Source organism: Paracoccus lichenicola (genome assembly GCF_009708075.1).
In the GTDB taxonomy this organism is placed as follows: domain Bacteria; phylum Pseudomonadota; class Alphaproteobacteria; order Rhodobacterales; family Rhodobacteraceae; genus Paracoccus; species Paracoccus lichenicola.
Genome location: NZ_WMBT01000003.1, coordinates 224,289 through 249,174, shown reverse-complemented (window position 1 = coordinate 249,174; position 24,886 = coordinate 224,289). Strand labels below are relative to the sequence as shown.

Here is a 24,886-nt window from a genome sequence, read left to right as displayed (position 1 = left end):
GGACGATGGCAAGCTGGCAGGCAAAACACCGCGATCCGCTGTTCGACCAGTCCACCCAGGCGGCGCTGGAACGGCGCGGCAAGGAATTGCTGGGCGCGGGCCTGATCGTCATCGGCATCGTGATCGCCACCATGCTGGGCAGCTGGTCGGCCGAGGATCCCTCCTTCCTGTCCGCCACCGACGAACCCGCGCAGAACATGCTGGGCAGCTTCGGGGCCTATGTTGCCTCGCCCCTGATGATGATCGCGGGATACGGATCCTGGATGCTGGTCGTCGCGGCGGGGGTCTGGGGCCTCCGCTTCATGCTGCACCGGGGCGAGGACCGGGTGGTGCGGGGGCTGTTCACGCCGATCGCGGTGGCGCTGGCCTCGGTTTATTGCAGCACGCTGGTGCCGGGGGCGGGGTGGGAACAGACCTATGGCCTGGGCGGGCATTTCGGCGACATGATCATGGGCGCGCTGCTGAACCTGCTGCCGGTCAAGGCGCAGATCGGCATTCGCGTGGCGGGGCTGGTCGTCGCGGGGGGCACGCTGGCCATGGCGGCCTTCGTCCTGGGGTTCGAGCGGTCGGAACTGCGCGGGCTGTGGCAGCGATTCGTGATCGGGCTGCTGACCGCCCTTGACCTAGGGATGCGCGCGGCCGGGCAGGGCATGGCGGCATCGGCCGGGCTGAAGGCCCGGCTGGCCGCCCGGCGCGAGGGCAGGGCCGCGGTGGAACCGGCGCCCCGCGCGCCCACCATCGCGCGCCGCAAGCCCGTCGTCCCGCCCTTCGAGCTTGAGGAAGACCTGCCCGAACCCGAGCTGATCGAACGCGACGCCGATTACGACGGCGACGCGCCCTCGGCCGAGGAGGTCAGCGGGCGCATTAGCGACGCCATCCGCACCCGGGGGGCCAAGCCCTCGGTCCTGGCCGTCGTCGCGGCGCGCCTGGCGCGCGAGAACGCCCGCGAGGCGCAGGCCGATCCGGTCCTGGCCACGCCGCGCGCCGCGACGCCGCCGCTGAAGAAGCCCGCCCCCGCGCGCCCGGCGCGCGAAGAGACCAGCGCGGACCTGACGTTCGACGAGGTGCTGGACGCCTATGAACGCCCGCCCTTGTCGCTGCTGACCGCCCCTTCGGCCAGCGACCAGCCGACCGTGTCCGAGGAGGCGCTGATGGACAACGCCCGGATGCTGGAGGCGGTGCTGGACGATTACGGCGTCAAGGGCCAGATCACCGAAGTGCGTCCCGGCCCGGTCGTGACGCTTTACGAACTGGAACCCGCGCCGGGGCTGAAGGCGTCGCGCGTGATCGGGCTGTCCGACGACATCGCGCGCAGCATGTCGGCGCTGTCGGCGCGCGTCAGCACCGTGCCGGGCCGCACCGTGATCGGGATCGAACTGCCCAACGCCCGGCGCGAAAAGGTGCTGCTGCGCGAGATCCTGGCGTCCCGAGCCTTTGGCGACGGCACGCAGCCCTTGCCGCTGGCGCTTGGCAAGGACATCGGCGGCGATCCGGTCGTGGCGAACCTGGCCAAGATGCCCCACCTGCTGATCGCGGGGACCACCGGGTCGGGCAAGTCGGTGGCGATCAACACCATGATCCTGTCGCTGCTCTACAAGCTGACGCCCGACGAATGCCGCCTGATCATGATCGACCCCAAGATGCTGGAACTGTCGGTTTATGACGGCATCCCGCATCTGCTGTCCCCCGTCGTCACCGACCCGAAAAAGGCCGTCGTCGCGCTGAAATGGGTCGTGGGAGAGATGGAGGACCGGTATCGCCGCATGTCCAAGATGGGCGTGCGCAACATCGAGGGCTACAACACCCGCGTCCGCGAGGCGCTGTCGAAGAACGAGATGTTCAAGCGCACCGTCCAGACCGGCTTCGACGAGGACACCGGCGAACCCGTGTTCGAGACCGAGGAATTCAAGCCCGAGACCTTCCCCTATATCGTCGTGATCGTGGACGAGATGGCCGACCTGATGATGGTCGCGGGCAAGGAAATCGAGGCCTGCATCCAGCGCCTGGCCCAGATGGCGCGCGCGTCCGGCATCCACCTGATCATGGCGACGCAGCGCCCGTCCGTCGATGTGATCACCGGCACGATCAAGGCGAACTTCCCGACCCGGATTTCCTTCCAGGTGACAAGCAAGATCGACTCGCGCACCATCCTGGGCGAGCAGGGGGCCGAACAACTGCTGGGCCAGGGCGACATGCTGTACATGGGCAACGGCGCCCGCATCACCCGCATCCACGGGCCGTTCGTTTCCGACGAGGAGGTCGAGGAGGTGGTGACGCATCTCAAGTCCTTCGGCCCGCCGTCCTACAAGTCCGGCGTGGTCGAGGGGGTCGAGGACGAGGCGGCCTCCGACATCGACGCCGTGCTGGGCCTTGGCGGCGACGGCGGGGACGACGCGCTGTATGACCAGGCGGTGATGATCGTCGCCAAGGACCGCAAGTGTTCCACGAGCTATATCCAGAGGAAACTGGCCATCGGTTATAACAAGGCCGCGCGGTTGGTCGAGCAGATGGAGGAGCAGGGGGTGGTCTCGGCGGCGAACCATGTGGGTAAGCGAGAGGTGCTGGTGCCGGAGGTGTAGCTTTCAAGGCGACTTCTTGTCGGGGAATGGAAATAGGTAGATTGCTTCCTTTACCAGATCGGGAAAGCTGCGGCCCGCTACATCACCCTTGGCGATGAAGTCAAGACGTGCCGCATAAACTGGATTGTTGAATCCTTGTAATCTTTTTCTGCCAGTGAAGTGTTGGAAAGTGGCATCATAGGTTTGTCTGCCAAAATGATGGACATCGGCCAAAAGGTATTCTGGCATTCCGCGGGAACGAAGATAAGCGGCTGACTTCAGAATATCGTCAGGAGTGAAAATATATCCGGTTCGCTTGTGAGGCTTTGCCATGTCTGCTGGGTTGTTCGGCGGTCTGGGTTGAAGCTCACTCTTAGCTGTTAGGTAATTTTCGCATATAGTCCTCGCTTGATCGTAGGCAATGTCAGGATCAATGCCCTTGAGCCATTCGTTCGGTTTGTTTGAGAGGCCTCGTATCCGATAACTGCGAAAATGAGCGTGAAGCCGACGCTCAACGGCGATGGGATTTGTGTTCTCTATTAGGACATCGAAGCGAACACGCTCTGCACCGAACGTTCGACAATATGCCAAAAATCGTGCCCGCAAGTTCTCTGAACGACCATATTTTGCATTTTGTGAATTGACCTTGATGCAGAGGTCGCGCCGGGATAGATCATTGTCGTTTACTGACACCAATTCTTCGCCCAGCAGGCGAACGAAGTAAATCCCGGCGCAGGTGGAAATCTGTTGCATAGGTTGCTCTGATGCTCGGCTTCAGCCTTAATCAATAGCTGGCTGTCTCTATCATGTGGCAGCTTGCTCCTGTTGGCAACCACCCGTCGCAGCCGCTATACCCACCCCCATGACCCTCTGGACCATCCATCTTCTGAACGCGCGCCACGCCCTGACGCCTGTCCTGTCCGAGGTCCGGCAGGCCAGCCGTGATGCGGTCGCGCGCGCTTCGAACCACGCCGACCTGCCCGATTTCGATCTGGTTGTCCGCGCGCAGCAGGACCGGTCCGCCGACGGCGCGATCCAGGGCCAAGCCCCTGCCCCCGGCGTGATCGAGATCGCGCTGACGCCCGACCGCTTCGATCCCGCGCTCTTCGCCCGCGCCCTGGTCCGCCAGATGGCGCATCTGGTCCGCTGGACAGGGCCGGGCTATGGCCGCTCGCTGGGCGAGGCGCTGGTCAGCGAGGGGCTGGCCGGGCATTTCGTGTTGCAGGTGATGGGCGGGCAGCCGGACGGCGTGGATACCGTCAGGCCCGCGCAGGGGGCCATGCGGCAGGCGATGAACGAATGGGCGCGGCGTGATTACGATCATGCCCGCTGGTTTGGCGGCAAGGGCGATCTGCGCAGGGGAACCGGCAACAGCCTGGGCCACCGCATCCTGGCCGAGCATCTTGCCGAAAGGCCCGGCGACACCGCCGCAGCCCTGGCAACCGCCCCGGCCGAGCCGTTTCGCCAGATCCTGCGCCGCCTCGCCGGGGCGGAAGGGCAGGCCGACCCCGAACCCGCGCCGTCAGAAGGCTGAGGATCGCGGGCTGCCGGTCAGGGCCATGGCCGCCCCCATGACAAGGCCCGCCACGATGCCGCCCAGATGCGCTTCCCACGCGATCGAGGGCATCAGCACGGTCAGCGCCACGTTCAGCACCACCATCAGCGCGACCCCGCGCCACAACTGCCCCAAGGGACGGCGCCGGCGCCAGCCGCTCACGGCGGCAAATCCGATCAGCGCGCCCGCCAGCCCGAAGATCGCGCCCGACGCGCCGATCATCGGCCCGCCGTCGGGCGTCATCGCCGCGAACAGCAGGGCGGCGGCGACCTGCGTGACGGCATAGACCAGCGCCATGCGGCGCGGGCCGATCAGCCGGTTCAGTTCCCGCGCCAGGGCCACCAGCGACAGCATGTTCATCCCCAGGTGCAGCAGCCCCGCGTGCAGGAAGCCATAGGTCAGGAACATCGTCAGGACATGGCCCGGAAAGATCCCGTGGCCTGCCCAGACGACCGGCGACCAGAAGCCCCCGAAGATCAGCGCCGCCTGCCGTGCGATGGGATAGCCCATGAGATCCGCGGCCATGACCGCGGCCTGGACCCCGCAGCACAGGACGATCACGGCCCTGACCCACAGGGGCAGGCGCGGCTGCGACCCGTCCCGCATGGCGACGAAAGGCTCGGATCGCGCCACCATCAATCCGCCTTGATCTGGCGGGCCTCGCCCACCAGCATGATGGGAATCCCCGCGCGGATCGGGAAGGCCAGCCCCGCGGCCTTCGAGACCAGTTCCTGACGCGCGGCGTCATAGGACAGGGTCGCGTGGGTGACGGGGCAGACCAGCGCCTCGAGCATGTGGCGGTCGAAGGGGGGGTGGCCGGGTTCCGGGTGGCCGGGGCCGGGATGGGGGGCTTGGCTCATTGCAGTCGTTCCTCGTTGTCGCCGCCGTGCAGGGCGAATTCGATCAGGCCCCGCAACAGTTCGCGCCGGTCCGCCAGCGTCGGGCTTTCCAGAAGCGCCTGCTTGTCGCCGGGCGAGAAGGGCAGGACCATGGACAGCGAATTGATCAGCGCCTCGTCCTGGGCTTCCGCCGCCGCGTCCCAGTCGGTGGACAGGTCATGCGCCTCCATGTAGCGGCGCAAAAGGGGGAACAGCGTGTTCCGGTCCATGGCCGGGTCCTCCTCGGCGCCCTTCATGTCGCGGGTGAAGGACGACCAGTCCACCTCGCCCACCGGATAGGGGGTGAAGCCGTCCTTCACCCCGGCCAGCCGGAACCGCGAGACGGCCCGCAGCGAGATCATCTGCCGCCCGTCGTCGGTTTCGGAAAAGGCCACCACCCGGCCCGCGCAGCCGATGGCGGCAAGGCCCTCGCCTTCGGGCTGGATCAGGCCGATCAGGCGGTGATCGGTCTTCAGCGTGTCGTCCAGCATCTGCAGGTATCGCGGCTCGAACACGTGCAGGGGGATCCGCGCGCGGGGCATCAGCACCGCCCCGGTCAGGGGGAACAGGGCGATGCGGGCGGGCAGATCGAAGCGGAACAGCATGGCCCGGGTCAGGCGAAGATCAGGGATGACAGGCGGCGGCGGCCCTTCTGGGCCAGCGGATCGTTGGGCTTGAGGCTGTCGAAGATGGTCAGAAGCTGCGCCTTGGCCGCCCCTTCGTTCCAGTCGCGGTCGCGGCGGAAGCTGTCCAGAAGGATGTCGATGGCGTCTTCCACCCGGCCCGCGGCGTGGAGCGCCTGAGCGTATTCCAGCCGCGCCTGCTGGTCGGCGGGATCGGCATCGACACGCGCCTGCAGGGCGTCCAGGGGACCGGCCTTGGCGGCCTGGCGGGCAAGCTGCAACTGGGCGCGCGCGGCCTCGACCGGGGCGCTGGTCGCGGCGGGGGCGGGGATCCCGTCCAGCGCGGCCTGGGCCGCGTCGGGATCGCCCGCGGCCAGGTGGGCGCGGACCAGGCCGGCCCAGGCGTCATTGCTGGACGGGTCTTCCTCGGCAATGGCGGCAAAGGTTTCGGCGGCATCCGTGAAGGCGCCTTCGGCCAGCATCTTTTCGGCGGCGGCGAGCGCCTCGGCCAGGCCGCCGTCATCGTCGGACAGGGCTGCCAGCTTGTCCACGAACTGCTTGACCTGGCTTTGCGGGACCGCGCCCTGGAAGGCATCGACCGGCTGGCCCTGGAAGAAGGCGTAGACGGTGGGGATCGACTGCACGCGCAGTTGCGCGGCGATCATCTGGTTTTCGTCCACGTTGACCTTGGCCATGCGGACGCGGCCCTTGTGGCGCGCGACCTCGGCTTCCAGCTGCGGGCCGAGGGTCTTGCAGGGACCGCACCAGGGCGCCCAGAAATCGACGATCACCGGCACCTGCATCGAGGCCTGCACGACCTCGGCCATGAAGGTCGCCTCGGTCACGTCGGTGATGAAGTCGGCGGGCTTGGGGGTGTCGGCGGCGGTGTCGAAAAGCATGGTCATGGGATCCCCAGGTGGTTCGGATCAGAGCGGTTGGCGGCAATATGGGGGTTGGGGGGCGCAAGGGGAAGGGTTGTTTGGGATGGCAAGGCTGGGGGACTTCACGTCCCCGCTCGGGCCTGCCGGCCCCTTCTCCGCTGAAAAAGGTCCACTGGACCTTTTTCCGGGCGCTTCGAAGCCCCGTGGGATATTCAGGCCAAGGCAAAAGGCCGTCAGAGATCGAAGCTGGCCAGCACCGGTACATGGTCGCTGGGCTGGTCCCATCCACGGCAGGGGCGCAGGATCCGGCTGGCATGGGCGGCGTTGGCGATGTCCTGGCTGGCCCAGATGTGGTCCAGGCGGCGCCCCTTGTCGGCGGCGTGCCAGTCCTTGGCGCGATAGCTCCACCAGGAATAAAGCAGGCCGGCGGGGATGTCCTGGCGGGTCACGTCCACCCATTTGCCCGCGTCCTGCGCGGACAGCAGGTGATCGACCTCGACGGGCGTGTGGCTGACGATCTTCAGCATCTGCTTGTGCGACCACACGTCATCCTCGCCCGGGGCGATGTTCAGGTCGCCCACCAGGATCGACCTTTCGGGGCGGTCGGCGTGGAAGACATCGCGCATCTCGGCCACGAAATCCAGCTTCTGGCCGAACTTCTCGTTCACCGTGCGGTCGGGGGTGTCGCCGCCTGCGGGCACATACATGTTGTGGATCGTCACGCCGTTTTCCAGCCGGGCCGCGACATGGCGGGCATGGCCGAGGCTCGCATAGTCGCGGTCGCCTGCATCCGTGATCGGCAGGCGTGACAGGATCGCCACGCCGTTATAGCCCTTTTGTCCGCGCGCCACGACATGCGTGTAGCCAAGCGCCCGGAACTGATCCAAGGGAATCTTGTCCACCGGCGACTTGCATTCCTGAAGGCACAGCACATCCGGCGCTTCCTCGCGCAGGAAACGGGCGACCAGGCCCTCGCGCAGGCGGACCGAGTTGATGTTCCAGGTGGCGATGGTGAACATGGCAGGCTCCTTTGGCGGGCGGACCCTAGCGGGTGGGGCTGCCAGAGTCGAGTTTACGCAGGGGCAGGAAATTTCCGTGCAACATCAATCCCTGCTTGGTGATCGGGGAAACTGCGGCTAAGCAATCCCCCGGCAAGCCAGGGGGGCGACATGCGGTTGACGGTGGACGAGGCTTTGGCGCGCGGCGGGGCCGGGCGGTTCCAGTGGCGGCTTCTGGGGATCTTCGGGCTGGTCTGGGCCGCCGACGCGATGCAGGTGATCGCGGTGGGTTTCGCCGCCCCGTCCGTCGCTGCCACCTTCGGGATCGAGCGGGTGACGGCCTTCCAGATCGGGACGGTGTTCTTCGCGGGCATGTTCCTCGGCGCCTTCGCATTCGGCCGGATCGCGGACCGCATCGGGCGGCGCAACATCCTGATGCTGACGGTGGGGATGGACGCGATCTTCGGGCTGGCGTCCGTGTTCGCGCAGGATTTCACGCTTCTTCTGGTGCTGCGCTTCCTGACGGGCGTGGCCGTGGGCGGTACGCTGCCCGTGGATTACGCGATGATGGCCGAGTTCCTGCCGCCCCGGAACCGGGGCCGCTGGCTGGTCTGGCTGGAAGGCTTCTGGGCCGTGGGCACCATCGTCGTGGCCCTGACCGCCTGGGCCGCCGTGGCGCAGGGGGCCGTGGCGCCGTGGCGCTGGATCTTCGGGGTCGCGGCCATCCCGGCGCTGATCGGCATCTTCCTGCGGCTGTGGGTGCCGGAATCGCCCATGTATCTGATCCGCAAGGGCGACAAGGCCGGGGCAAGGGCCGTGATCGACCGGGTGCTGGTCACGAACGGGATGCAGCCGCTGCCGCAGGACGCCGAACTGGTCCCGGCGTCGGTGCCCACGGGGGCGGAAACCTCGATCTTTTCGGACATGCTGCGGGCGCGGACAATCGGCGTGCTGGCGGTGTGGTTCCTGGTGTCGCTGTCCTATTACGGGGTCTTCGTCTGGGTGCCGGGGCAACTGGCGACGGAAGGGTTCGGCTTCGTGCGCGGATACGAATTCCTGGTGGTGCTGGCGCTGGCCCAGGTGCCGGGCTATGCCCTGGCCGCCTGGGGGGTCGAGGCCATTGGCCGCCGCGCGACGCTGCTGGGCTTCCTGCTGCTCAGCGCCGCGGGTTGCGCGCTGTTCGCGGTGGCGACGGGCACGGCCATGGTCGCGGGCGCGCTGATCCTGATGAGCTTCGCGCTGCTGGGCACCTGGGGGGCGCTCTACGCCTTCACGCCCGAGCTTTACCCCACCCACCTGCGCGGCACCGGCATGGGCACAGCCAGCGCCATGGCCCGGCTTGGCGGGATCCTGGCGCCCAGCCTGCTGGCCTTCGTCTTCGCGCGCGGCTTCGGCTTTGCCATCGGCGTCTTTGCCGCGCTGCTGCTGCTGGGCGCCTTGGCGTTGCTGCTGGTGAAGACCGAGACGCGCGATCAGGCCATCGCCTGAAACCCCAGGCCTGTGCGGCCCGTTGCCTTTTCGATCACAGGGAGGACAGGGCGATGGGCCAACTGGTCGAAGGCGTCTGGAAGGACGAATGGTATGACACGGGTTCAAGCGGCGGCGAGTTCGTCCGCGACACGTCGAAACACCGCCACTGGGTGACGCCCGACGGCAGCCCTGGCCCGACGGGCGAGGGCGGCTTCAAGGCGGAAAGCGGGCGCTATCATCTGTATGTCAGTTACGCCTGCCCCTGGGCGCACCGGGCGCTGATCTTCCGGGCGCTCAAGGGCCTGGCGGACCACATCGACATATCCGTGGTCCATCCCGACATGCTGTGGAACGGCTGGGAATTCCGCACCGATTTCGACGGCGCGACCGGCGACCGGCTGTTCGGAGAGTCTTACCTGTACAAGCTGTATCTGCGCGCCGATCCCAAGGCCTCGGGGAGGGTGACGGTGCCGGTCCTGTGGGACCGCGACACGGACCGGATCGTGTCGAACGAGAGCGCCGACATCATCCGCATGTTCAACAGGGCCTTCGACGGGGTGACGGGCAACACGGACGATTACTGGCCCGAAGACCTGCGCGAGGGGATCGAGCCTCTGAACGACCGCATCTACGACACGGTGAACAACGGCGTTTACAAGGCGGGCTTCGCCACGTCGCAAGAGGCTTACGACAAGGCCGTCCACCCGCTGTTCGATTCCTTGGACTGGATCGAGGGCATCCTGGCCGGGAACCGCTACCTGGCGGGCGATCGCCTGACCGAGGCCGATTGGCGCCTGTTTACCACGGTCGCCCGCTTCGACGCGGTCTATCACACCCATTTCAAATGCAACCGCCGCCGGATCGTGGATTACCCGAACCTCTGGGCCTGGGCACGCGAGCTGTACCAGATGCCCGGCGTGACCGAGACGGTGCGGCCCGATCATTTCACGCGGCATTATTATTTCAGCCACGACACCGTGAACCCGCACCGGATCATCCCCATCGGCCCGGACGCGGACTGGACCGCGCCGCATGGTCGGGGGTGAGGGAAGCCCCGGCGCGGGAAAACGCCGGGGCATCGGAGAGAGGGGGGAGGGAGAGATGTGGCCGCATCCGCCGGCCACTGGGCTTCGCGGGATGAACGCGATGGTGCGCGGATGGTTCCGGGACTTGCCGGACCGGCTATCCCGCCACCCCGAGAAACAGCGCAAGCGCCCTGTTCACCTCGACCATGGTGGTGTCATCGACCTGACCGAAGACCGGTCCCAACCTTTCCCTGCGCACCGTCATGGCCTTGTCGATCATGATCTGGGATGTGGCCTGCAGGCCATTCGCCGATGAAGGGGCAAGCGTCAGTCGGATCAAGGGCGCATCGACCAGCGTGGATGTCACCAGAAGAACGGTTACAGTGGCCGTTCCGGGGAACAGGTCCGACTGGATCACAAGCGCAGGGCGCGGCTTGCCATGATCGCCCTGCAAGGCCACCGTCACCAGGTCGCCGCGCTTCAATCCCAGCCGTCCGGGTCGTCCAGGGCGGCGTCGAGGAAATCGCCCAAGGCCGGGTCGGCGCGATCAGCTTGGGCCGCAACCGCGGCCTGGCGGCGGCATTCCGCATCGAAGCCCGGGCGGCGCGTGTCGGGGATCCAGATCTGCACGGGACGCAGGCCAGCGGCCCGCAGGGCATCGCGGCGTTTTCGGACACGCTGGGAAATGGTTGTCGGCATGGCGGCATCCTCCATGCGTTACATGTAACGCATGTGGCCGTCCCTCTCAAGCCCGCCATGCAAAAGGCCCGGCGCATCCGCCGGGCCTTATGTCTTATTCCGGGGTCGTCACGCCACCAGCCGATACCCGCCCGATTCCGTCACCAGCAGCCGCGCGTTGCCGGGATCCGGCTCGATCTTCTGGCGCAGGCGGTAGATGTGGGTTTCCAGCGTGTGGGTGGTCACGCCCGCATTGTATCCCCAGACCTCGTGCAGCAGCACGTCGCGGGCCACCACCCCGTCCTGCGCGCGGTACAGGAACTTCAGGATGTTGGTTTCCTTTTCGGTCAGGCGGATCTTGCGGTCCTTGGCGTCGATCAGCATCTTCATCGCGGGCTTGAAGGTGTATGGCCCCAGCTGGAAGATCGCGTCCTCGGACTGTTCGTGCGTGCGCAGTTGGGCACGCAGGCGGGCCAGCAGGACCGGGAACTTGAACGGCTTGGTGATATAGTCGTTCGCCCCCGCGTCCAGTCCCAGGATCGTGTCGGCATCGGTGTCGTGGCCGGTCAGCATGACGATGGGGCATTTGACGTTCAGCTTGCGCAGCTTCTTGCACAACTCGCGCCCGTCGGTGTCGGGCAGGCCCACGTCCAGGATCACCAGGTCGAAGATCGCGCCCTTGGCGGCGTCCACGGCGCTCGCGCCGGTGCCGGCCTCGGTCACGTCGAAATCGTCGGTGGCGATCAGCTGTTCGGCCAGGGCCTCGCGCAGGTCTTCCTCGTCATCGACCAGCAGGATCTTTTTCAGTCCGGGCATGTTGCCTCCCTTCGCTTGTTGCGCAACAGGTGGGCGTGGCGCGCTGTCCCGTCCAGCATCATGTCGGTAATCTCACATGGAGTTGTCGGGAAAGGCGCTTATGTTTCAGAATGTTTCAACCAGCCGGACCCCTGATGAACCTGATCCCCACCCTGGCGGAAACCGTGTCGCGCGCGCGCGCCGACCTGCGCATGGGCCTGCCGGTGATGATCGGCGGGCATCTGGTCGCGGCGGTGGAGACGCTGGCCCCCGCGCGGCTGGAGGCGATCCGCGCATTGGGCCGCCCCGTGCTGGCGCTGACCGAACGGCGGGCCGAGACGCTGAAGGCGCGCGCCTATGACGACGGCTTGGCCCGCGTGATCGTGCCCGCGGATGCGGACCACCCCTGGCTGCGGGCGCTGGCGGATCCGTCGGGCGACCTGATGACGCCGATGAAGGGACCGCTGTTCACCGAACGCGAAGGGGACGCCACGCCGCATCTGGCCGGACTCGCCCTGGCGAAATCGGCGCAGCTTCTGCCCGCCGTGCTGGTGGTTCGGGCCGAACCGCTGCCCGGCCTGACGCAGGTCGCGCCGGGGCCGCTGCTGGCGCAACTGGCGCACGAGGCCGCCCTGGCCCCGGTCGCCGCCGCCAACCTGCCGCTGATCGCCGCCGAGAAATCGCGGCTGCACATCTTCCGCCCCGACGACGGCGGGGCCGAGCATTACGCCATCGAGATCGGCGATCCCCCGCGCGATGCCCCGGTCCTGGCACGGCTGCATTCGGCCTGCTTCACCGGCGACGTGCTGGGCAGCCTCAAATGCGACTGCGGCCCGCAGTTGCACGCCGCGCTGACCGCCATGGGTCAGGCGGGGCAGGGGGTGCTGCTGTATCTGAACCAGGAAGGGCGCGGCATCGGGCTTGCCAACAAGATGCGCGCCTATGCGTTGCAGAACCAGGGGTTCGACACCGTGCAGGCCAACCACCGCCTGGGGTTCGAGGATGACGAGCGCGATTTCCGCATCGGGGCCGCGCTGCTGCGGCGGATGGGGTTTTCGGCCGCGCGCCTGATGACCAACAATCCGCGCAAGGTGGCGATGATGGAAGGCCACGGCATCGCGGTGCCGGAACGGGTGCCGCTGGTCGTGGGCCGCAACCGCTTCAACGAGGCCTATCTGGACACCAAGGCCGAGAAATCGGGGCATCTGCTGTGAGGGCCGACGATCTGGTCCTGACGCCGCAGGGGGTCCGGTATCGCGGTCGGCTGTTCCCGTGCAGCATCGGCAAGCGCGGGGTGACGCACGACAAGCGCGAAGGCGACGGGGCCACGCCCGCAGGGGTGATGCGCATCACCGGGCTGTGGTATCGGCCAGACCGGCTGGCGCGGCCTGCGGCCTGGGCGCGGCCCATCGGGCCGGGCGACCTGTGGTGCGACGCGCCGGATCATCCGGGATACAACCATCACGCCCGCGCGCCCCTGGCGGCCAGCCATGAACGGCTGCGGCGGGCCGATCCGCTGTATGACCTGGTGCTGACGACCGACTGGAACTGGCCCGACGCGGTGCCGGGGCGAGGGTCGGCGATCTTTCTGCATCAATGGCGCAGGCCGGGTTACGGGACCGAGGGGTGCATCGCCTTTGCAGGGCGCGATCTGATCTGGATTGCGCGTCGTGCTGTGCCGGGGACAAGGGTGATCGTGCAGGGCTAGGGTGACTTGCCGGATTTGTCCCGCGACAAATCCGGCCGCGCCTGCCTGCCCCTTGGCAGGCGCGATAAACGCGCCCGCCCAGTCAGGCGCGGCCGGATTGCTGGCGTCAGGTCCGGTTGCACGCCCCTTGCCCTGCGGCCTTTGGCCTTCGGGCAATCGGTCCGGGCGAATGTCCACTGGACATTCGCCTGCCGGACCTCTGGTCCTCTACAACGCATTCCTCGGCATCGGCAGCTCGCCCCGGTTATACGGTCCCCAATCCGTCACCTCCGGGTAAAACTGCCTGCGCCAGGCCCGCACGCGCGGGTTCATCCGCCGCCGCCACCAGGGCGGAACCATGGCGACGAAGGTCATCGCCGGATAACCCAGGGGCAATTGCGGGGCCTCGTCCTCGCCATAGGTCTGCAACAGCGGAAAGCGCCGGTCGGGCTTGTAGTGGTGGTCGGAATGGCGCTGCAGGTTGATCAGCAGCCAGTTCGAGGCCGTGTGGCTGGCGTTCCAGCTGTGGCGCGGCAGGATGTGTTCATAGCGCCCATCCCCCAGGTGCTTGCGCGTCAACCCGTAATGTTCGACGTAATTCGTCAGCTCCAGCTGCCAGATCGCCACGAAGGCCTGGAACACGAACAGCAGCAGCCCCTGCACACCGCCCAGGGCCAGGGCAAGCACGACCATCCCCCCCTGCAAGGCGGCGTAGCGCCAGAACGGATTGCGCCGGTCCCAGGGGCTGCGCCTTGCCCGGGCCAGCAGCCGCGTCTCGGCCCGCCAGGCGCTGCGGGGGCCGTCGCGCAGCACCCGCCCGAAGAACCGATAGAACCCCTCGTTATAGCGCGCCGACACCGCGTCGCGGGGGGTGGACACCCAGGCGTGATGGACCAGCAGATGCTCGGTCCGGAAATGCGAATACAGGACCGAGGCCAGCAGCAGGTCGCCCATCCAGCGTTCCACGGCAGTCTTCTGGTGCAGCAACTCGTGCGCATAGACCATGCCGATGGTGCCTGACAGCACGCCCACGCCGAAGAACAGGCCCAGCTTCTCCCAGCCCGACAGGTGGCCCGTGTGGGTCGCATACCAGATCGACCCGAAGATCGCCGCGAACTGCAGCGGGAACCAGATCACCGTCACGGCGCGGTGCCAGAACAGGGCCTTGGTTTCGGTCCGGGGATCGGGGTTTTCGCCGTTCAGCCCCAGCACGCCATCCAGGGCGGTGGTCAGATACCAGGCATAGGCGGGCAGCAGCATCCACCAGAATCCGCCCCAAGCGGCGGCCAAGGCCACCAGCGGCAGCATGACCACGGACATCCAGAAGGGGGCTGCGGGGGGCAATCTGCCGGGGGTTGAGTCGCTCATGCGCGCGATCTTATGCGGCGATGGCTGCCTGCGCCATATCCCAGACCTTGCGCATCAGGCCGGGCAGGGCCTCGCGGTCGATTTGCCGCAGCGGCACCAGATGGCCGCGCGCGGGCGGACCGTCCAGATCGCCCACCATCACCTGCAAGGACAGGCTGAAATGGGTGAAGACATGGCGGACATGGCCGACCTCCCGCCACGCGGCCAACCCCGGCGGCGGCAGGTCGCGCCCGTCCCAATGGGCCGAGGGAAAGGCCAGCGTGCCGCCCAGCAGGCCCTTGGCCGGGCGTTCCTCGAACACCACCGCGTCATCGTGGCGGGCGACCCAGGCGATGCCGGTGCGGTCGGGCTTGGCGGCTTTCGGCGCCTTGCGCGGCAGGCTGGCGGCGATGCCTTGCGCGCGGGCGTCGCAATCGTGGATCAGAGGGCAGATGCCGCAGGCCGGGCTGCGCGGCGTGCAGATGGTCGCGCCCAAATCCATCATCGCCTGGGCGTAATCGCCGGGGCGTTCGCGCGGCGTCAGCGTTTCCGCCAGGGCCACCAGTTCGGGCTTGGCGGCGGGCAGGGGCGTTTCCACGGCAAACAGCCGCGCCACCACGCGTTCCACGTTCCCGTCCACCACCGTTTCCGGCGCGTCATAGGCAATCGCCGCGATGGCGGCCGAGGTATAGGTCCCTATCCCCGGCAGCGCCTGCAATCCTTCCCGAGTCTTCGGAAACCCGCCCGCCGCCGCCACCGCGCGGGCGCAGGCCAGCAGGTTGCGGGCGCGGGCATAGTATCCAAGCCCCGCCCATTCGGCCATCACCCGCGCATCCTCCGCCGCGGCCAGTGCCTCGACGGTGGGCCACAGCGCCGTGAAGCGTTCGAAGTATGCCTTGACCGCCGCGACGGTGGTTTGTTGCAACATCACCTCGGACAGCCAGACGCGGTAGGGGTCGGCCATCCCGCCCCCCGGCGGCACGCGCCAGGGCAGGACGCGCGCGTGGCGGTCGTACCAGTCCAGAAGCTGCGGGGCGATCACCCGGGTGTCACGCAATGTTCAGTCCCTTGTTCCGATCCCGCGCTTTCCTCGGACGGCGGGGCTGATTAAGGATATGGGGGTGATACCCGGACAGGCAATGATGGCACGATCGCCCGACCACCCCCGCACCCCCATGGCCCGCCGCAGGCGCGGCTTCCAGCAGGCCGCGACCTTGCTGGCTGACCGGGTGCAGAAGGCCGCCGAGGGCCGGGGCTTTGCCGTCGCCCGCCTGCTGACCCATTGGCCGGAAATCGCCGGTCCCCAGCTTGCCGCCATGACGCGGCCCGTGCGCATCAGCCACACGCGCGGCGGTTTCGGCGCCACGCTGACCCTGCTGACCGTCGGTCCCGTCGCCCCCCTGGTCGAGATGCAGTTGCCGCACCTGCGCGACCGGGTGAACGCCTGCTATGGCTACAACGCGGTCCAGCGGATCATCCTGACCCAGACGGCCGCCAGCGGTTTCGCCGAAGGGCAGGCGGTCTTCGCGTCCGCGGCGGTCCCGCCCGCCTCGGCCGATCCGGCCAGCCTCCAGGCCGCCGACACGGTCGCCCGCCAGTTCCAGGATCCGGCCCTGGCCGAGGCGATGGCCCGGCTGGCGCTGAACATCGCAACCAAACGACACCGGAACCACCGAAAGGATTTTCCATGCTGATCCGTGCCGCTGCCGCCGCCGTGGCCTTTGCCCTTGCCGTTCCCGCCGCGATGGCCCAGGAGGCCGCCACCGCCCCGGCCGCGCCGGCGGAAACCCTGCCCGACATCAGTCTGGGGGCCGCCGACGCGCCGCTGACGATCATCGAATATGCCAGCTTCACCTGCGGCCATTGCGCCAACTTCCATACCGAGAACTGGCCGAAGCTGAAGGCCGAATATGTCGATGCCGGCAAGGTCAGGTTCATCCAGCGCGACGTGTATTTCGACCAGCCGGGCCTTTGGGCGGGCGTGCTGGCGCGCTGTGGCGGGGACGACAAGTTCTATCCCGTGTCCTCGATGCTGTTCAAGGAACAGCAGGAATGGCTGGCCGGCGGCACGGGCGAGGAGATCGCCGCGAACCTGCGCAAGATCGGCCTGAAGGCCGGCATGACCGAGGACCAGATGACCGCCTGCTGGGAAGACACCGCCAAGGCCGAACAACTGATCGCGACCTTCCAGGCGAACGCCACCGCCGACAAGATCGAGGCGACCCCCACCTTCATCATCGGCGGTGAAAAGGTCCAGAACCAGCCGTGGGAGAGCATGAAAGAGGTGATCGAGGCCAAGCTGGCCGAGGCCGACTGACCACGCGACATGGCCCGCCCGCCGTCCGGGCGGGCCATGATTCCCTTGACCTTTCAGGGAATTGCTTTCCGGCACGTCCCGCCGCATTCTTGGCCTGCGCCGACCGGGCGCGTGTCACGAGGGATGCCTGCCCATGATCAGAGAGTTCCGAGAGTTCATCGCCCGCGGCAATGTCATCGACCTTGCCGTCGGCATCATCATCGGCGCGGCCTTCACGGCCATCGTGAATTCGGTTGTGGCCGATCTCATCAACCCCATCCTTGGCCTGCTGACCGGCGGCGTCGATTTCACCAACAAGTATCTCGTGCTGTCAGGCACTGTCCCCGACGGCGCCAGCCTGGCCGCCGCGCGCGATTCGGGGGCGGCGGTCTTTGCCTATGGATCCTTCCTGATGGCGGTGCTGAACTTCCTGATCATCGCCTGGGCGGTGTTCCTGCTGGTCAAGGCGGTGAACCGCCTGCAACGCATGGCGGCTCCCCCGAAGGAAGAGGTCGTGGTCGCCGCCCCCACCCAGGAGGAACTGCTGGCCCAGATCCGCGACCTGCTGGCCGACCGCACCATATGGGACGACCGCGCCGTGCCGCGGGCATAGGGGCGGATCCCTTTCCCTTCGCGGCGGTGCCCGGGCGGGAAAAGGAAACGCATCGCGTTTCCCCCGTCCGCCAAACGACGGTGCCACCAGAGACGGTGCAGCCCCGCGACCACGAAAGGCCAGCGCCCGACCCGAGGGGGGCGTGAAGCGCCCGCCTGGGGGCGGGGCGGGCGCTGGCCGGGCCTTGAAGGCCCGGCGGCTCCGGTGGCAACGTCGCAAGATGGCGAAGGCGATGGCCTTCGCCAGCCGGACGGCGGGACGCCTCCAGGACGCTCAGCCCGCCAGCAGCTGGTCCGGGGTGATCGCCTCCAGCCCCAGGGCCTCGCCCACCGGGGGCGAGGTCAGGCGGCCCCGATGCGTGGACAGGCCCGCGCGCAGGTGCGGATCCTCCAGCACCGCCTGCCGCCAGCCCTTGTCGGCCAGCGCCAGCAAAAAGGGCAGCGTCGCGTTGCCAAGCGCCTGCGTCGCCGTTCGCGCCACCGCGCCCGGCATGTTCGCCACGCAGTAATGCACGACCCCGTCCACCTCGTAGATCGGATCCTGGTGGGTGGTCGGGCGAGAGGTCTCGAAACAGCCGCCCTGGTCGATGGCCACGTCCACCAGCACCGCGCCGGGCTGCATCGTGGACAACTGCGCGCGCGAGACCAGCTTGGGTGCCGCAGCCCCGGGGATCAGCACCGCGCCGATCACCATGTCCGCCGTGCGGATCAGGTCGGCGGTGGCGGCCGCGCTGGAATATTGCGTGGTCAGCCGGCCCATGAAGATGTCGTCCAGCCAGGACAGCCGCGCCACCGACCGGTCCGTCACCGTGACATTGGCCCCCATGCCCACGGCCACGCGCGCCGCCGCCGTGCCCACCACGCCGCCGCCGATGATGACCACGTTCGCGGGCCTGACGCCCGGCACCCCGCCCAGCAGCACGCCGCGCCCCCCGTTGGCCTTTTGCAGCGCCCAGGACCCGACCTGCGGGGCCAGCCTGCCCGCCACCTCGGACATGGGCGCCAGCAGGGGCAAGCCGCCGCGCGCGTCCGTCACCGTCTCATAGGCGATGGCGGTCACGCCCGATCCCAGCAACTCGCGGGTCTGGTCGGGGTCGGGGGCCAGGTGCAGATAGGTGAACAGCACCTGCCCCTCGCGCAGCATCCGGCGTTCGGCGGGCTGCGGTTCCTTGACCTTCACGATCATGTCCACCGCCTCGAAGACGGATTTCGCATCGGGCGCGATGCCGGCCCCGGCTGCGATGTAATCGTCATCCGTGAAGCCGGAACCAAGGCCCGCGCCGGTCTCGACGATGACGCCGTGGCCGCGCGCGACGGCCTCGGTCACGGCGGCGGGGGTCAGGCCCACGCGGAATTCCTGCGGCTTGATTTCCTTCGGGCAGCCGATCTTCATGAATGGTTCCTCCGATGTTTCGCGTCAGTGTGGCACCGGTCCGATGCAAGGTGCTGCGAAGCTGATGCGCGCAAGACCGGCGGAATGGTGGATTGCACTGGCATTCGCCCCTGGCGTCGAAGAATATCCCGCCATGTCCGATCTTGATGCAACAGACCGCCGCATCCTGGCCCTGCTTCAGCGCGAGGGGCGAATCAGCAATGCCGAACTGGCGCTGCGGGTCCACCTGTCGCCATCCGCCTGCCACCGCCGCGTCCAGCGGCTGGAGGAGACGGGCGTGATCCATGGCTATGTCGCATTGCTGGACGCGCGCAAGCTGCGCCGCCAGACCACCGTCTTCGTGGAAATCACCCTGTCCGGCCAGGCCGACGAGGTGCTGGAGGCGTTCGAAAAGGGCGTGCGCGCCATTCCCGACGTGCTGGAATGTCACCTGATGGCCGGGACCGCCGATTACCTTTTGAAGATCGTGGTCGAGGATACCGACGATTTCGCCCGCATCCACCGCCAGCACCTGGCCCGGCTGCCGGGGGTCGCGCAGATGCATTCGTCCTTTGCCCTGCGCACGGTGTTCCGCACCACGGCGATCCCGGTCTAGGGCAAGGATGCCGGGCGAAACGCAAACCCCCGCAACTTGCGCTGCGGGGGTTTGACTGAAACGCGGATCGCGTCGTCTTACAGTGCGCCTTCGCGCTGTGCCTTTTTACGGGCCAGCTTGCGGGCGCGGCGTACGGCCTCGGCCTGTTCCCGGGCTTTCTTGACCGACGGTTTCTCGAAATGCTGCTTGAGCTTCATTTCGCGGAACACGCCCTCGCGCTGAAGTTTCTTCTTCAGGGCACGAAGCGCCTGTTCGACGTTGTTGTCGCGAACGTTGACCTGCATGTGGTTGTCACCACCTTCCTAGGTTAGAGTTGCAAGATTGCAGGATGCGCCCCCCTATCAAAGCCAGGCGCGCTTGTCCAGCCGGAGACATGACGATGACCCGAACCGATCGCGACGCCCTTCTTGACGCCGCCCTGATCCATGTCCCGTTCGAGGGGATGAACGACCGCGCCCTGATGGCAGGGGCGCGCGACCTGACCATGTCGCCCGATCTGGCGCGGGTGCATTTCCCCCAAGGCGGCGCGGGGCTGGCCGCCGCCTATCACCGCCGCGCGGACGCGATGTTGCGCGACAGCCTGGCCCAGACCCCGCCCGGCGGGCGTTTCCGCGACCGCGTGGCCGAGGCGATCTGGCGCCGCATGATGCTGGTCGATGCCGAACTGGTGCGCGCGGGCGCGGCCACGCTGTCCTTGCCGCAGAACGCGGCGCTGGCGGCCCGGCTGGTCTGGGAAACGGCGGACGTGATCTGGACCGGGCTTGGCGACACGTCGCGCGACGTGAACTGGTATTCCAAGCGCGCCACTCTGGCGGCGGTGATCAGCGCCACGGTGCTGTTCTGGCTGGGCGACACATCCCCCGACCACACCGAGACCCGCGCCTTCATCGACCGCCGCATCGACGGCGTAATGCGGTTCGAGGGATTGAAGGCCGGCTTGCGCAAGCTGCCCGGTGCGGAAACACTGGCAGGCATGGCCTTTGGCTGGATTCGCGCGCCCCGGTCGCGCGACCTGCCCGGCCGGACCAGACCCTGAGCAGGAGAGACGATGTTTCCCGATTCCATGAACGCGGTCGAGATCGCCGATCCGGGCGATGCCACGATGCTGCGCCCGGCCCTGCGCCCCGTCCCGGTGCCGCGCCACGACCAGATCCTGATCCGCGTGGCCTGGGCCGGGGTGAACCGCCCCGACGTGCTGCAACGCCAGGGCCTTTACGCGCCGCCCCCCGACGCATCCGACCTGCCGGGGCTTGAAGTCTCGGGCGAGATCGTGGGCATGGGGGTGGGCGTCACCCGCTGGAAGAAGGGCGAACAGGTCTGCGCCCTGGTGCCCGGCGGCGGTTATGCCGAATACGTGGCCTGCCACGGCGACCACGCGCTGCGCATCCCCTATGGCCTGTCGCTGCGCGAAGGGGCCTGCCTGCCGGAAACCGCCTTCACCGTCTGGTCCAATGTCGTGACGCGCGGCGGGCTGATGGGGGGCGAACGCTTCCTGGTCCATGGCGGCACCTCGGGCATCGGCACCATGGCGATCCAGGTCGCCCGTGCCCTGGGCGCGCGCGTCTTCGCCACGGCAGGCAGCGACGAGAAATGCGCGGCCATCGCCGCCCTGGGCGCGACGCCCATCAACTATCGCACCGGGGATTTCATCAAGGTCATGGCGGCCGAGGGCGGGGCGGACCTGATCCTCGACATGGTGGGCGGCAGCTATATCGCCCGGAACATCAAGGCCCTGGCGCCGGACGGGCGGCTGGTGATGATCGCCTTCCTGGAAGGGGCGAAGGTGGAACTGAACTTCGCCCCCATCATGGCCAAGCGCCTGACGGTCACCGGATCGACCCTGCGCCCGCAATCGGACGCCGCCAAGGCCGAGATCGCCGAGGCCCTGCGCAAGCGGCTCTGGCCGCTGATCTCGGCGGGGTCGGTCAAGGTCGTGATCGACAGCGAGTTCGCCCTGGCGGACGCGGCCCTTGCGCACCGGCGCATGGAAAGCAGCCACCATATCGGCAAGATCGTGCTGAAGGTGGCGGACGATCTGGCCTGACCTCAGGTCCAGTACCGTTCCGCCCGGACCAGGGCGCGATGGGCGTCCTCGGCCGCTGCCAGCAGGGGCGCGCGGTCCACGGCATCGGCCAGGTCCGCCGCCCCGAGCGCGTCCGCCAGACCCAGGCGGTCCAGCACCAGGGGGGCGGCGGCCAGGTCGTTCAGCGCGCCCAGATGATCCTGGAAATCCGCAAGCGCCGCGCCGAACCGCCTGCGGCCCTTGCGCCAGTCGCCCGCGAACAGCGGCGCGAAGAACTCGGCCGCGTAGCGCAGCTTCTTGGCATCCTTGCGCAATTCGTGCCGGGCCTCGTCTTCAAGACGGGACAGGTCGCGGCCGCCCTTCTTCACCTTGCGCCGGAACCGCGACAGCGCCGTGGCCGCGAAATCCTGCGCGCCGCTGTCGCGCAGGGCCTGCGTTTCCGGGTCCGACAGCCAGTCGCCCCCGCCGGTCCATTCCGCCAGATCCAGCATCAGCGCCCGCGCCTGTTCCGACCCCAGGGCCTCGGCCACCCCGTCATAGGCCGCCTCGCGGGCCGCGCGGATGCGGTCCTGCAAGGGTCCGGCAGACGCGCGGGGCAGCAGCACGTCCAGGTCGCGCGCGTCGCCCAGGGTGCCCGCCAGCCAGCGCAACTCCTCGCGCAGGGCGGTGCCCGACGCGCCAAGCATGGGCCGGAAGATCGTGAAGGCCGACCGCAACCGGCGCAGCGCGACCCGCGCCTGGTGCAGCGGTTCCGGCGTGCGCGTGGCCAGCAGCAGATCCTCGTTCAGGCGGAACTGGCGCAGGCAGGACAGGACGATCCGCTGAAAGGCCTGCGCCGCCGTCATGTCCCGGTCAAGCGCCACATCCTCGGCCTTGACCGCCACGGGCAAGGGACCGGTCAGGCGATGGCCGCGTTCGGACTTGGTCAGCACGCCCAGCTTGACCGGGGCCACGGCGCCCAGGCGGCGGGCGACGGCAAACAGCGCGCCGGGCGGACCCGAGACCAGCTCAAGCTCGCATTCGCAGAGCGGGCTTTGCCGGTCGGCTGCCGTGACCCTGCCCCGGTCGATCATGGCCTCGATCCGCGCGCCGCCTTCCTCCAGCACCCAGATCCGGCGAGTCACGGACAGGGCGAAGACCGGCGCAAGCGCAAAGGCCTTGCCGCCCAGGATGCGGGCGACCGGCGTGGTGTCGTCCAGGACCGGCCTGTCGTCTGGGACCGGCATCTCGTGTTCGGGGCGGGCAAAGATCCCTGCGCTGCCCCGGTCGGCCCCCTTGACGGTCTGGATGCGCCTGCCCCGGGTCTCGCGGATGCGCAGGGACAGCCCCGCGCCCGCCAGCGCCCGGTCCGGCGTGTCGAAGTAAAGGGACCGCTGGGAAAGTGTCCTGGGCTTGCCGGGCAGCACGCCCGCCGCCTCGATGGCCCGGGCGGCGGCTTCGGTCAGGTGCAGCTTCAGTTCGATCTCGTCCATCACGTGCCCTCAGCGGATCTTTTCCATCAACACCCGCGAACGGGAACAATCGCGCCGGGCATCCGGGGCGCAGGGGCGGGGTTCCAGGTCGCGGGTCAGGCAGATGCGCACCTCGGCCAGCGCGCCCTCCTTGCAGGTGACGGTGATGCCGTCGGGGGTCAGGCCCGGGTTGGCCTCGATGAACGCATCCTCGACCACGGCGGGGGGCAGGGTGATGTCGCGGGGCAGGTCGTCGAAGGGGGCGGGGATCCGGACAGCCTCGGCCGCCTCGCGCAGCGCCGCGTAATAGCCCGCCGCCGACAGGCCCGAGCAGCGGCCGTGCTTGCGCCACTGGTAAAGCGCAAGGCCCGGGGCCATCAGATCCGCCATGGCCTGCGTGTCGCGCCGCGACGGGTCGCGTTCGTCGGTCGCGCAATGATCCGGCCAGCCCCGTTCGTGTTGCGGCCAAAGCCCGTGGACCACGAAATCGCGCCCGCTGCCGGGATTGCAGTCCCTGGCATCCCGCCTGTCGCCCGTGGCGCGGCACCAGCCGGGCTGCCAGCCGAGCGAGAGGACATAGTAATCGAAATCGCCCGCGACGCCTTCGGCGGGGGCATGGGCGGGCCACAGCGCGGCCAGCAGCGGGATCAGGAACGCAGCCTTCATGGCCGCACCATGCCCGGCCCTTGGGGCCGCGTCCACGGCGCGTATGCGAATCCTCTTTTCCCCGCGTGTCGAAATCGCTATATCACCCGTCAATTCCCCCCGAAAACGAGGAATGGCACCCGCCAAAGCCGTTTTTCCGGCCTGAAACCTGCTGTTCGGGGCAGACATGCGAAGGAGATTGACATGAGCAAGCCGCTGATGGCCAAGGCGACCGCCGTCTGGCTGGTGGACAATACCACGCTGAGCTTCAAGCAGATCGGCGATTTCTGCGGGTTGCACGAGCTGGAAGTGCAGGGCATCGCCGACGGCGACGTGGCGGCAGGGGTCAAGGGCTATGACCCCGTCGCCTCGCACCAGCTCGACCCCGAGGAGATCAGGAAGGGCGAGGCCAGCCCTGCCTATCGCCTGAAGCTGAAGCACAACCCCGCCGCCGAGGGCGAGGAAAAGCGCCGCGGGCCGCGCTATACGCCGCTGTCCAAGCGCCAGGACCGCCCGAACGCGATCCTGTGGCTGGTCAAGTTCCACCCCGAGCTTCCCGACGCGGCGATCGCCAAGCTGGTCGGCACCACGAAACCCACCATCGCCTCGATCCGCGAGCGCACGCACTGGAACATCCAGAACATGCAGCCCATCGACCCGGTGGCGCTCGGCCTGTGCCGCCAGACCGAACTGGACGCCGCCGTCCAGAAGGCCGCCAAGAAAAGCGGCACGGGCGAGGTGATGAGCGATGACGAACGCCGCAAGCTGGTCAGCACCGAAACGTCCCTGGCCATGAGCGACGAGCCGCGCCTGCCGTCCGGGATGGCGGGGCTGGAAGGCTTCTCGTTGACGCAGGACGAGGACAAGACGCCCGAGCGCGATCTGGATGCGGACAGCTTCTTCAACCTGCCCGACCGGGACGAGGACGAGGAAGACGGGGCGCGCTGATCCCCCATTCCGAAAGGCCATGAAAAAGGCCGGTGCGGATCGCCGCACCGGCCTTTTCGCTGTCTTGCCTTGCCGGCGTTCAGGCGCGGCCACGCACCATGCGCACGATCCAGATCAGGATGCAGGCGCCGATCACGGCCACGATCAACTGCCCGACGATGCTGCCTTCGGCGCTGGTGCCGATCAGCATGTCGAACAGGAAGTTACCGATCAGCGCGCCGACGATGCCCAGGATGATGTTCATCAGCAGGCCGCTGTCGGTCTTCATGATCTTTTCCGCGATCCACCCTGCGATTGCCCCCAGGATGATCGACGCGATCCAGCCAAAACCTTCCATGCACTTCCCCTTTTTCCAGATGGACCCCGCTGGAACCCGATTGCGGGGCCTTCGCCTGTCAATGCGCGGTGGCCCGGTTGCGTTCCCCCCA

At 67.9% G+C, this 24,886-nt stretch carries 29 protein-coding genes; 13 read left to right on the top strand and 16 right to left on the bottom strand.

Translation table 11 applies throughout. The features are described 5' to 3' along the window. Nucleotides 1-5: 5 nt before the first annotated feature. Nucleotides 6-2,579 carry a DNA translocase FtsK gene (locus GIY56_RS07410; protein ID WP_154764176.1) on the top strand — a complete coding sequence of 858 codons (2,574 nt, stop codon included), beginning with the start codon at nucleotides 6-8 and terminating at the stop codon, nucleotides 2,577-2,579. A gap of 3 nt (nucleotides 2,580-2,582) precedes the next feature. Here GIY56_RS07410 and GIY56_RS07405 read toward each other — a convergent pair whose 3' ends face one another. After that, on the bottom strand, nucleotides 2,583-3,311 hold the full coding sequence (locus GIY56_RS07405; RefSeq protein ID WP_154764175.1) for a GIY-YIG nuclease family protein: 729 nt from the start codon (nucleotides 3,309-3,311) through the stop codon (nucleotides 2,583-2,585). A 109-nt stretch (nucleotides 3,312-3,420) separates the two neighbouring features. Between GIY56_RS07405 and GIY56_RS07400 the strand changes: the two genes are divergently transcribed. Beyond that, on the top strand, nucleotides 3,421-4,092 hold the full coding sequence (locus tag GIY56_RS07400; RefSeq protein ID WP_154764174.1) for a DUF2268 domain-containing putative Zn-dependent protease: 672 nt from the start codon (nucleotides 3,421-3,423) through the stop codon (nucleotides 4,090-4,092). Here GIY56_RS07400 and GIY56_RS07395 read toward each other — a convergent pair. The 5 genes from GIY56_RS07395 to GIY56_RS07375 form a co-directional block, all read right to left on the bottom strand. Continuing rightward, nucleotides 4,081-4,749: a rhomboid family intramembrane serine protease gene (locus GIY56_RS07395; protein WP_154764173.1), complete on the bottom strand. Its 669-nt coding sequence runs from the start codon at nucleotides 4,747-4,749 to the stop codon at nucleotides 4,081-4,083. The genes GIY56_RS07400 and GIY56_RS07395 overlap by 12 nt on opposite strands. Then, on the bottom strand, nucleotides 4,749-4,973 hold the full coding sequence (locus tag GIY56_RS07390) for a Trm112 family protein (protein ID WP_154764172.1): 225 nt from the start codon (nucleotides 4,971-4,973) through the stop codon (nucleotides 4,749-4,751). Before GIY56_RS07390 ends, GIY56_RS07395 begins: the two co-directional genes overlap by 1 nt. Further along, nucleotides 4,970-5,596 carry an LON peptidase substrate-binding domain-containing protein gene (locus tag GIY56_RS07385; protein ID WP_154764171.1) on the bottom strand — a complete coding sequence of 209 codons (627 nt, stop codon included), beginning with the start codon at nucleotides 5,594-5,596 and terminating at the stop codon, nucleotides 4,970-4,972. Before GIY56_RS07385 ends, GIY56_RS07390 begins: the two co-directional genes overlap by 4 nt. Before the next feature lie 8 nt (nucleotides 5,597-5,604). Then, complete coding sequence (gene trxA, locus GIY56_RS07380; RefSeq protein WP_230312354.1) at nucleotides 5,605-6,519, bottom strand: thioredoxin; 915 nt, start codon at nucleotides 6,517-6,519, stop codon at nucleotides 5,605-5,607. Between the two features lie 209 nt (nucleotides 6,520-6,728). Beyond that, nucleotides 6,729-7,514 (bottom strand): exodeoxyribonuclease III, encoded by a 786-nt coding sequence (locus GIY56_RS07375; protein WP_154764170.1) that lies wholly within the window; start codon nucleotides 7,512-7,514, stop codon nucleotides 6,729-6,731. Between the two features lie 150 nt (nucleotides 7,515-7,664). Between GIY56_RS07375 and GIY56_RS07370 the strand changes: the two genes are divergently transcribed. Further along, entirely contained in the window at nucleotides 7,665-8,981 is a 1,317-nt protein-coding gene (locus GIY56_RS07370; protein WP_154764169.1) for an MFS transporter, read from the top strand. 53 nt (nucleotides 8,982-9,034) lie between these two features. Further along, nucleotides 9,035-10,009 carry a glutathione S-transferase family protein gene (locus GIY56_RS07365; RefSeq protein WP_154764168.1) on the top strand — a complete coding sequence of 325 codons (975 nt, stop codon included), beginning with the start codon at nucleotides 9,035-9,037 and terminating at the stop codon, nucleotides 10,007-10,009. A gap of 136 nt (nucleotides 10,010-10,145) precedes the next feature. Here GIY56_RS07365 and GIY56_RS07360 read toward each other — a convergent pair whose 3' ends face one another. The 3 genes from GIY56_RS07360 to GIY56_RS07350 all read right to left on the bottom strand — a co-directional run bounded on the left by GIY56_RS07360 (nucleotide 10,146) and on the right by GIY56_RS07350 (nucleotide 11,482). After that, complete coding sequence (locus tag GIY56_RS07360; RefSeq protein ID WP_154764167.1) at nucleotides 10,146-10,472, bottom strand: type II toxin-antitoxin system PemK/MazF family toxin; 327 nt, start codon at nucleotides 10,470-10,472, stop codon at nucleotides 10,146-10,148. Further along, nucleotides 10,469-10,687, bottom strand: coding sequence for an antitoxin MazE family protein (locus GIY56_RS07355; RefSeq protein WP_154764166.1), 219 nt, complete (start codon nucleotides 10,685-10,687; stop codon nucleotides 10,469-10,471). The genes GIY56_RS07360 and GIY56_RS07355 overlap by 4 nt, the downstream gene beginning before the upstream one ends. A gap of 108 nt (nucleotides 10,688-10,795) precedes the next feature. Next, nucleotides 10,796-11,482, bottom strand: a complete 687-nt coding sequence (locus GIY56_RS07350; protein WP_154764165.1) for a response regulator transcription factor — start codon at nucleotides 11,480-11,482, stop codon at nucleotides 10,796-10,798. Between the two features lie 134 nt (nucleotides 11,483-11,616). Here GIY56_RS07350 and ribA point away from each other — a divergent pair, with 134 nt between their 5' ends. Then, entirely contained in the window at nucleotides 11,617-12,675 is a 1,059-nt protein-coding gene (gene ribA, locus GIY56_RS07345) for a GTP cyclohydrolase II (RefSeq protein ID WP_154764164.1), read from the top strand. Continuing rightward, nucleotides 12,672-13,169, top strand: coding sequence for a L,D-transpeptidase family protein (locus GIY56_RS07340; RefSeq protein WP_328288475.1), 498 nt, complete (start codon nucleotides 12,672-12,674; stop codon nucleotides 13,167-13,169). Before ribA ends, GIY56_RS07340 begins: the two co-directional genes overlap by 4 nt. A 207-nt stretch (nucleotides 13,170-13,376) precedes the next feature. Here the strand turns inward: GIY56_RS07340 and GIY56_RS07335 are convergent, their stop codons facing one another. Both GIY56_RS07335 and mutY read right to left on the bottom strand, forming a co-directional pair. Further along, nucleotides 13,377-14,516: an alkane 1-monooxygenase gene (locus GIY56_RS07335; RefSeq protein WP_154764163.1), complete on the bottom strand. Its 1,140-nt coding sequence runs from the start codon at nucleotides 14,514-14,516 to the stop codon at nucleotides 13,377-13,379. 10 nt (nucleotides 14,517-14,526) lie between these two features. Further along, nucleotides 14,527-15,552, bottom strand: coding sequence for an A/G-specific adenine glycosylase (mutY, locus tag GIY56_RS07330; RefSeq protein ID WP_154764162.1), 1,026 nt, complete (start codon nucleotides 15,550-15,552; stop codon nucleotides 14,527-14,529). A gap of 85 nt (nucleotides 15,553-15,637) precedes the next feature. On the opposite strand from mutY, the gene GIY56_RS07325 reads away from it, so the two are divergent. From GIY56_RS07325 to mscL, 3 genes are all read left to right on the top strand, one after another. Next, complete coding sequence (locus tag GIY56_RS07325; protein WP_154764161.1) at nucleotides 15,638-16,189, top strand: DUF721 domain-containing protein; 552 nt, start codon at nucleotides 15,638-15,640, stop codon at nucleotides 16,187-16,189. Then, nucleotides 16,183-16,812 carry a DsbA family protein gene (locus GIY56_RS07320; RefSeq protein WP_154764160.1) on the top strand — a complete coding sequence of 210 codons (630 nt, stop codon included), beginning with the start codon at nucleotides 16,183-16,185 and terminating at the stop codon, nucleotides 16,810-16,812. Before GIY56_RS07325 ends, GIY56_RS07320 begins: the two co-directional genes overlap by 7 nt. A gap of 133 nt (nucleotides 16,813-16,945) precedes the next feature. Next, nucleotides 16,946-17,404 carry a large conductance mechanosensitive channel protein MscL gene (gene mscL, locus GIY56_RS07315; RefSeq protein ID WP_154764159.1) on the top strand — a complete coding sequence of 153 codons (459 nt, stop codon included), beginning with the start codon at nucleotides 16,946-16,948 and terminating at the stop codon, nucleotides 17,402-17,404. Between the two features lie 273 nt (nucleotides 17,405-17,677). Here mscL and ald read toward each other — a convergent pair whose 3' ends face one another. Beyond that, nucleotides 17,678-18,796, bottom strand: a complete 1,119-nt coding sequence (ald, locus tag GIY56_RS07310) for an alanine dehydrogenase (protein ID WP_154764158.1) — start codon at nucleotides 18,794-18,796, stop codon at nucleotides 17,678-17,680. 133 nt (nucleotides 18,797-18,929) lie between these two features. Here ald and GIY56_RS07305 point away from each other — a divergent pair, with 133 nt between their 5' ends. After that, entirely contained in the window at nucleotides 18,930-19,391 is a 462-nt protein-coding gene (locus GIY56_RS07305) for an Lrp/AsnC family transcriptional regulator (RefSeq protein ID WP_154764157.1), read from the top strand. A 77-nt stretch (nucleotides 19,392-19,468) separates the two neighbouring features. Here the strand turns inward: GIY56_RS07305 and rpsU are convergent, their stop codons facing one another. Further along, the gene (rpsU, locus tag GIY56_RS07300; RefSeq protein WP_126153662.1) at nucleotides 19,469-19,675 is read right to left on the bottom strand and encodes a 30S ribosomal protein S21; all 207 of its coding nucleotides are present in this window, start codon (nucleotides 19,673-19,675) and stop codon (nucleotides 19,469-19,471) included. A gap of 95 nt (nucleotides 19,676-19,770) precedes the next feature. Here rpsU and GIY56_RS07295 point away from each other — a divergent pair, with 95 nt between their 5' ends. Both GIY56_RS07295 and GIY56_RS07290 read left to right on the top strand, forming a co-directional pair. Continuing rightward, nucleotides 19,771-20,427: a COQ9 family protein gene (locus tag GIY56_RS07295; protein ID WP_154764156.1), complete on the top strand. Its 657-nt coding sequence runs from the start codon at nucleotides 19,771-19,773 to the stop codon at nucleotides 20,425-20,427. Between the two features lie 12 nt (nucleotides 20,428-20,439). Continuing rightward, the gene (locus tag GIY56_RS07290; RefSeq protein WP_154764155.1) at nucleotides 20,440-21,435 is read left to right on the top strand and encodes an NAD(P)H-quinone oxidoreductase; all 996 of its coding nucleotides are present in this window, start codon (nucleotides 20,440-20,442) and stop codon (nucleotides 21,433-21,435) included. A gap of 2 nt (nucleotides 21,436-21,437) precedes the next feature. On the opposite strand, the gene GIY56_RS07285 is transcribed toward GIY56_RS07290, so the two are convergent. Both GIY56_RS07285 and GIY56_RS07280 read right to left on the bottom strand, forming a co-directional pair. After that, nucleotides 21,438-22,886, bottom strand: a complete 1,449-nt coding sequence (locus tag GIY56_RS07285) for a CYTH and CHAD domain-containing protein (RefSeq protein ID WP_154764154.1) — start codon at nucleotides 22,884-22,886, stop codon at nucleotides 21,438-21,440. Nucleotides 22,887-22,895: 9 nt separating this feature from the next. Next, entirely contained in the window at nucleotides 22,896-23,531 is a 636-nt protein-coding gene (locus GIY56_RS07280; protein WP_154764153.1) for a ribonuclease T2 family protein, read from the bottom strand. 183 nt (nucleotides 23,532-23,714) lie between these two features. Here GIY56_RS07280 and GIY56_RS07275 point away from each other — a divergent pair, with 183 nt between their 5' ends. Continuing rightward, nucleotides 23,715-24,458 carry a DUF1013 domain-containing protein gene (locus tag GIY56_RS07275; protein WP_154764152.1) on the top strand — a complete coding sequence of 248 codons (744 nt, stop codon included), beginning with the start codon at nucleotides 23,715-23,717 and terminating at the stop codon, nucleotides 24,456-24,458. Nucleotides 24,459-24,537: 79 nt separating this feature from the next. On the opposite strand, the gene GIY56_RS07270 is transcribed toward GIY56_RS07275, so the two are convergent. Beyond that, entirely contained in the window at nucleotides 24,538-24,795 is a 258-nt protein-coding gene (locus GIY56_RS07270; RefSeq protein ID WP_154764151.1) for a GlsB/YeaQ/YmgE family stress response membrane protein, read from the bottom strand. Between the last annotated feature and the right edge of the window lie 91 nt (nucleotides 24,796-24,886).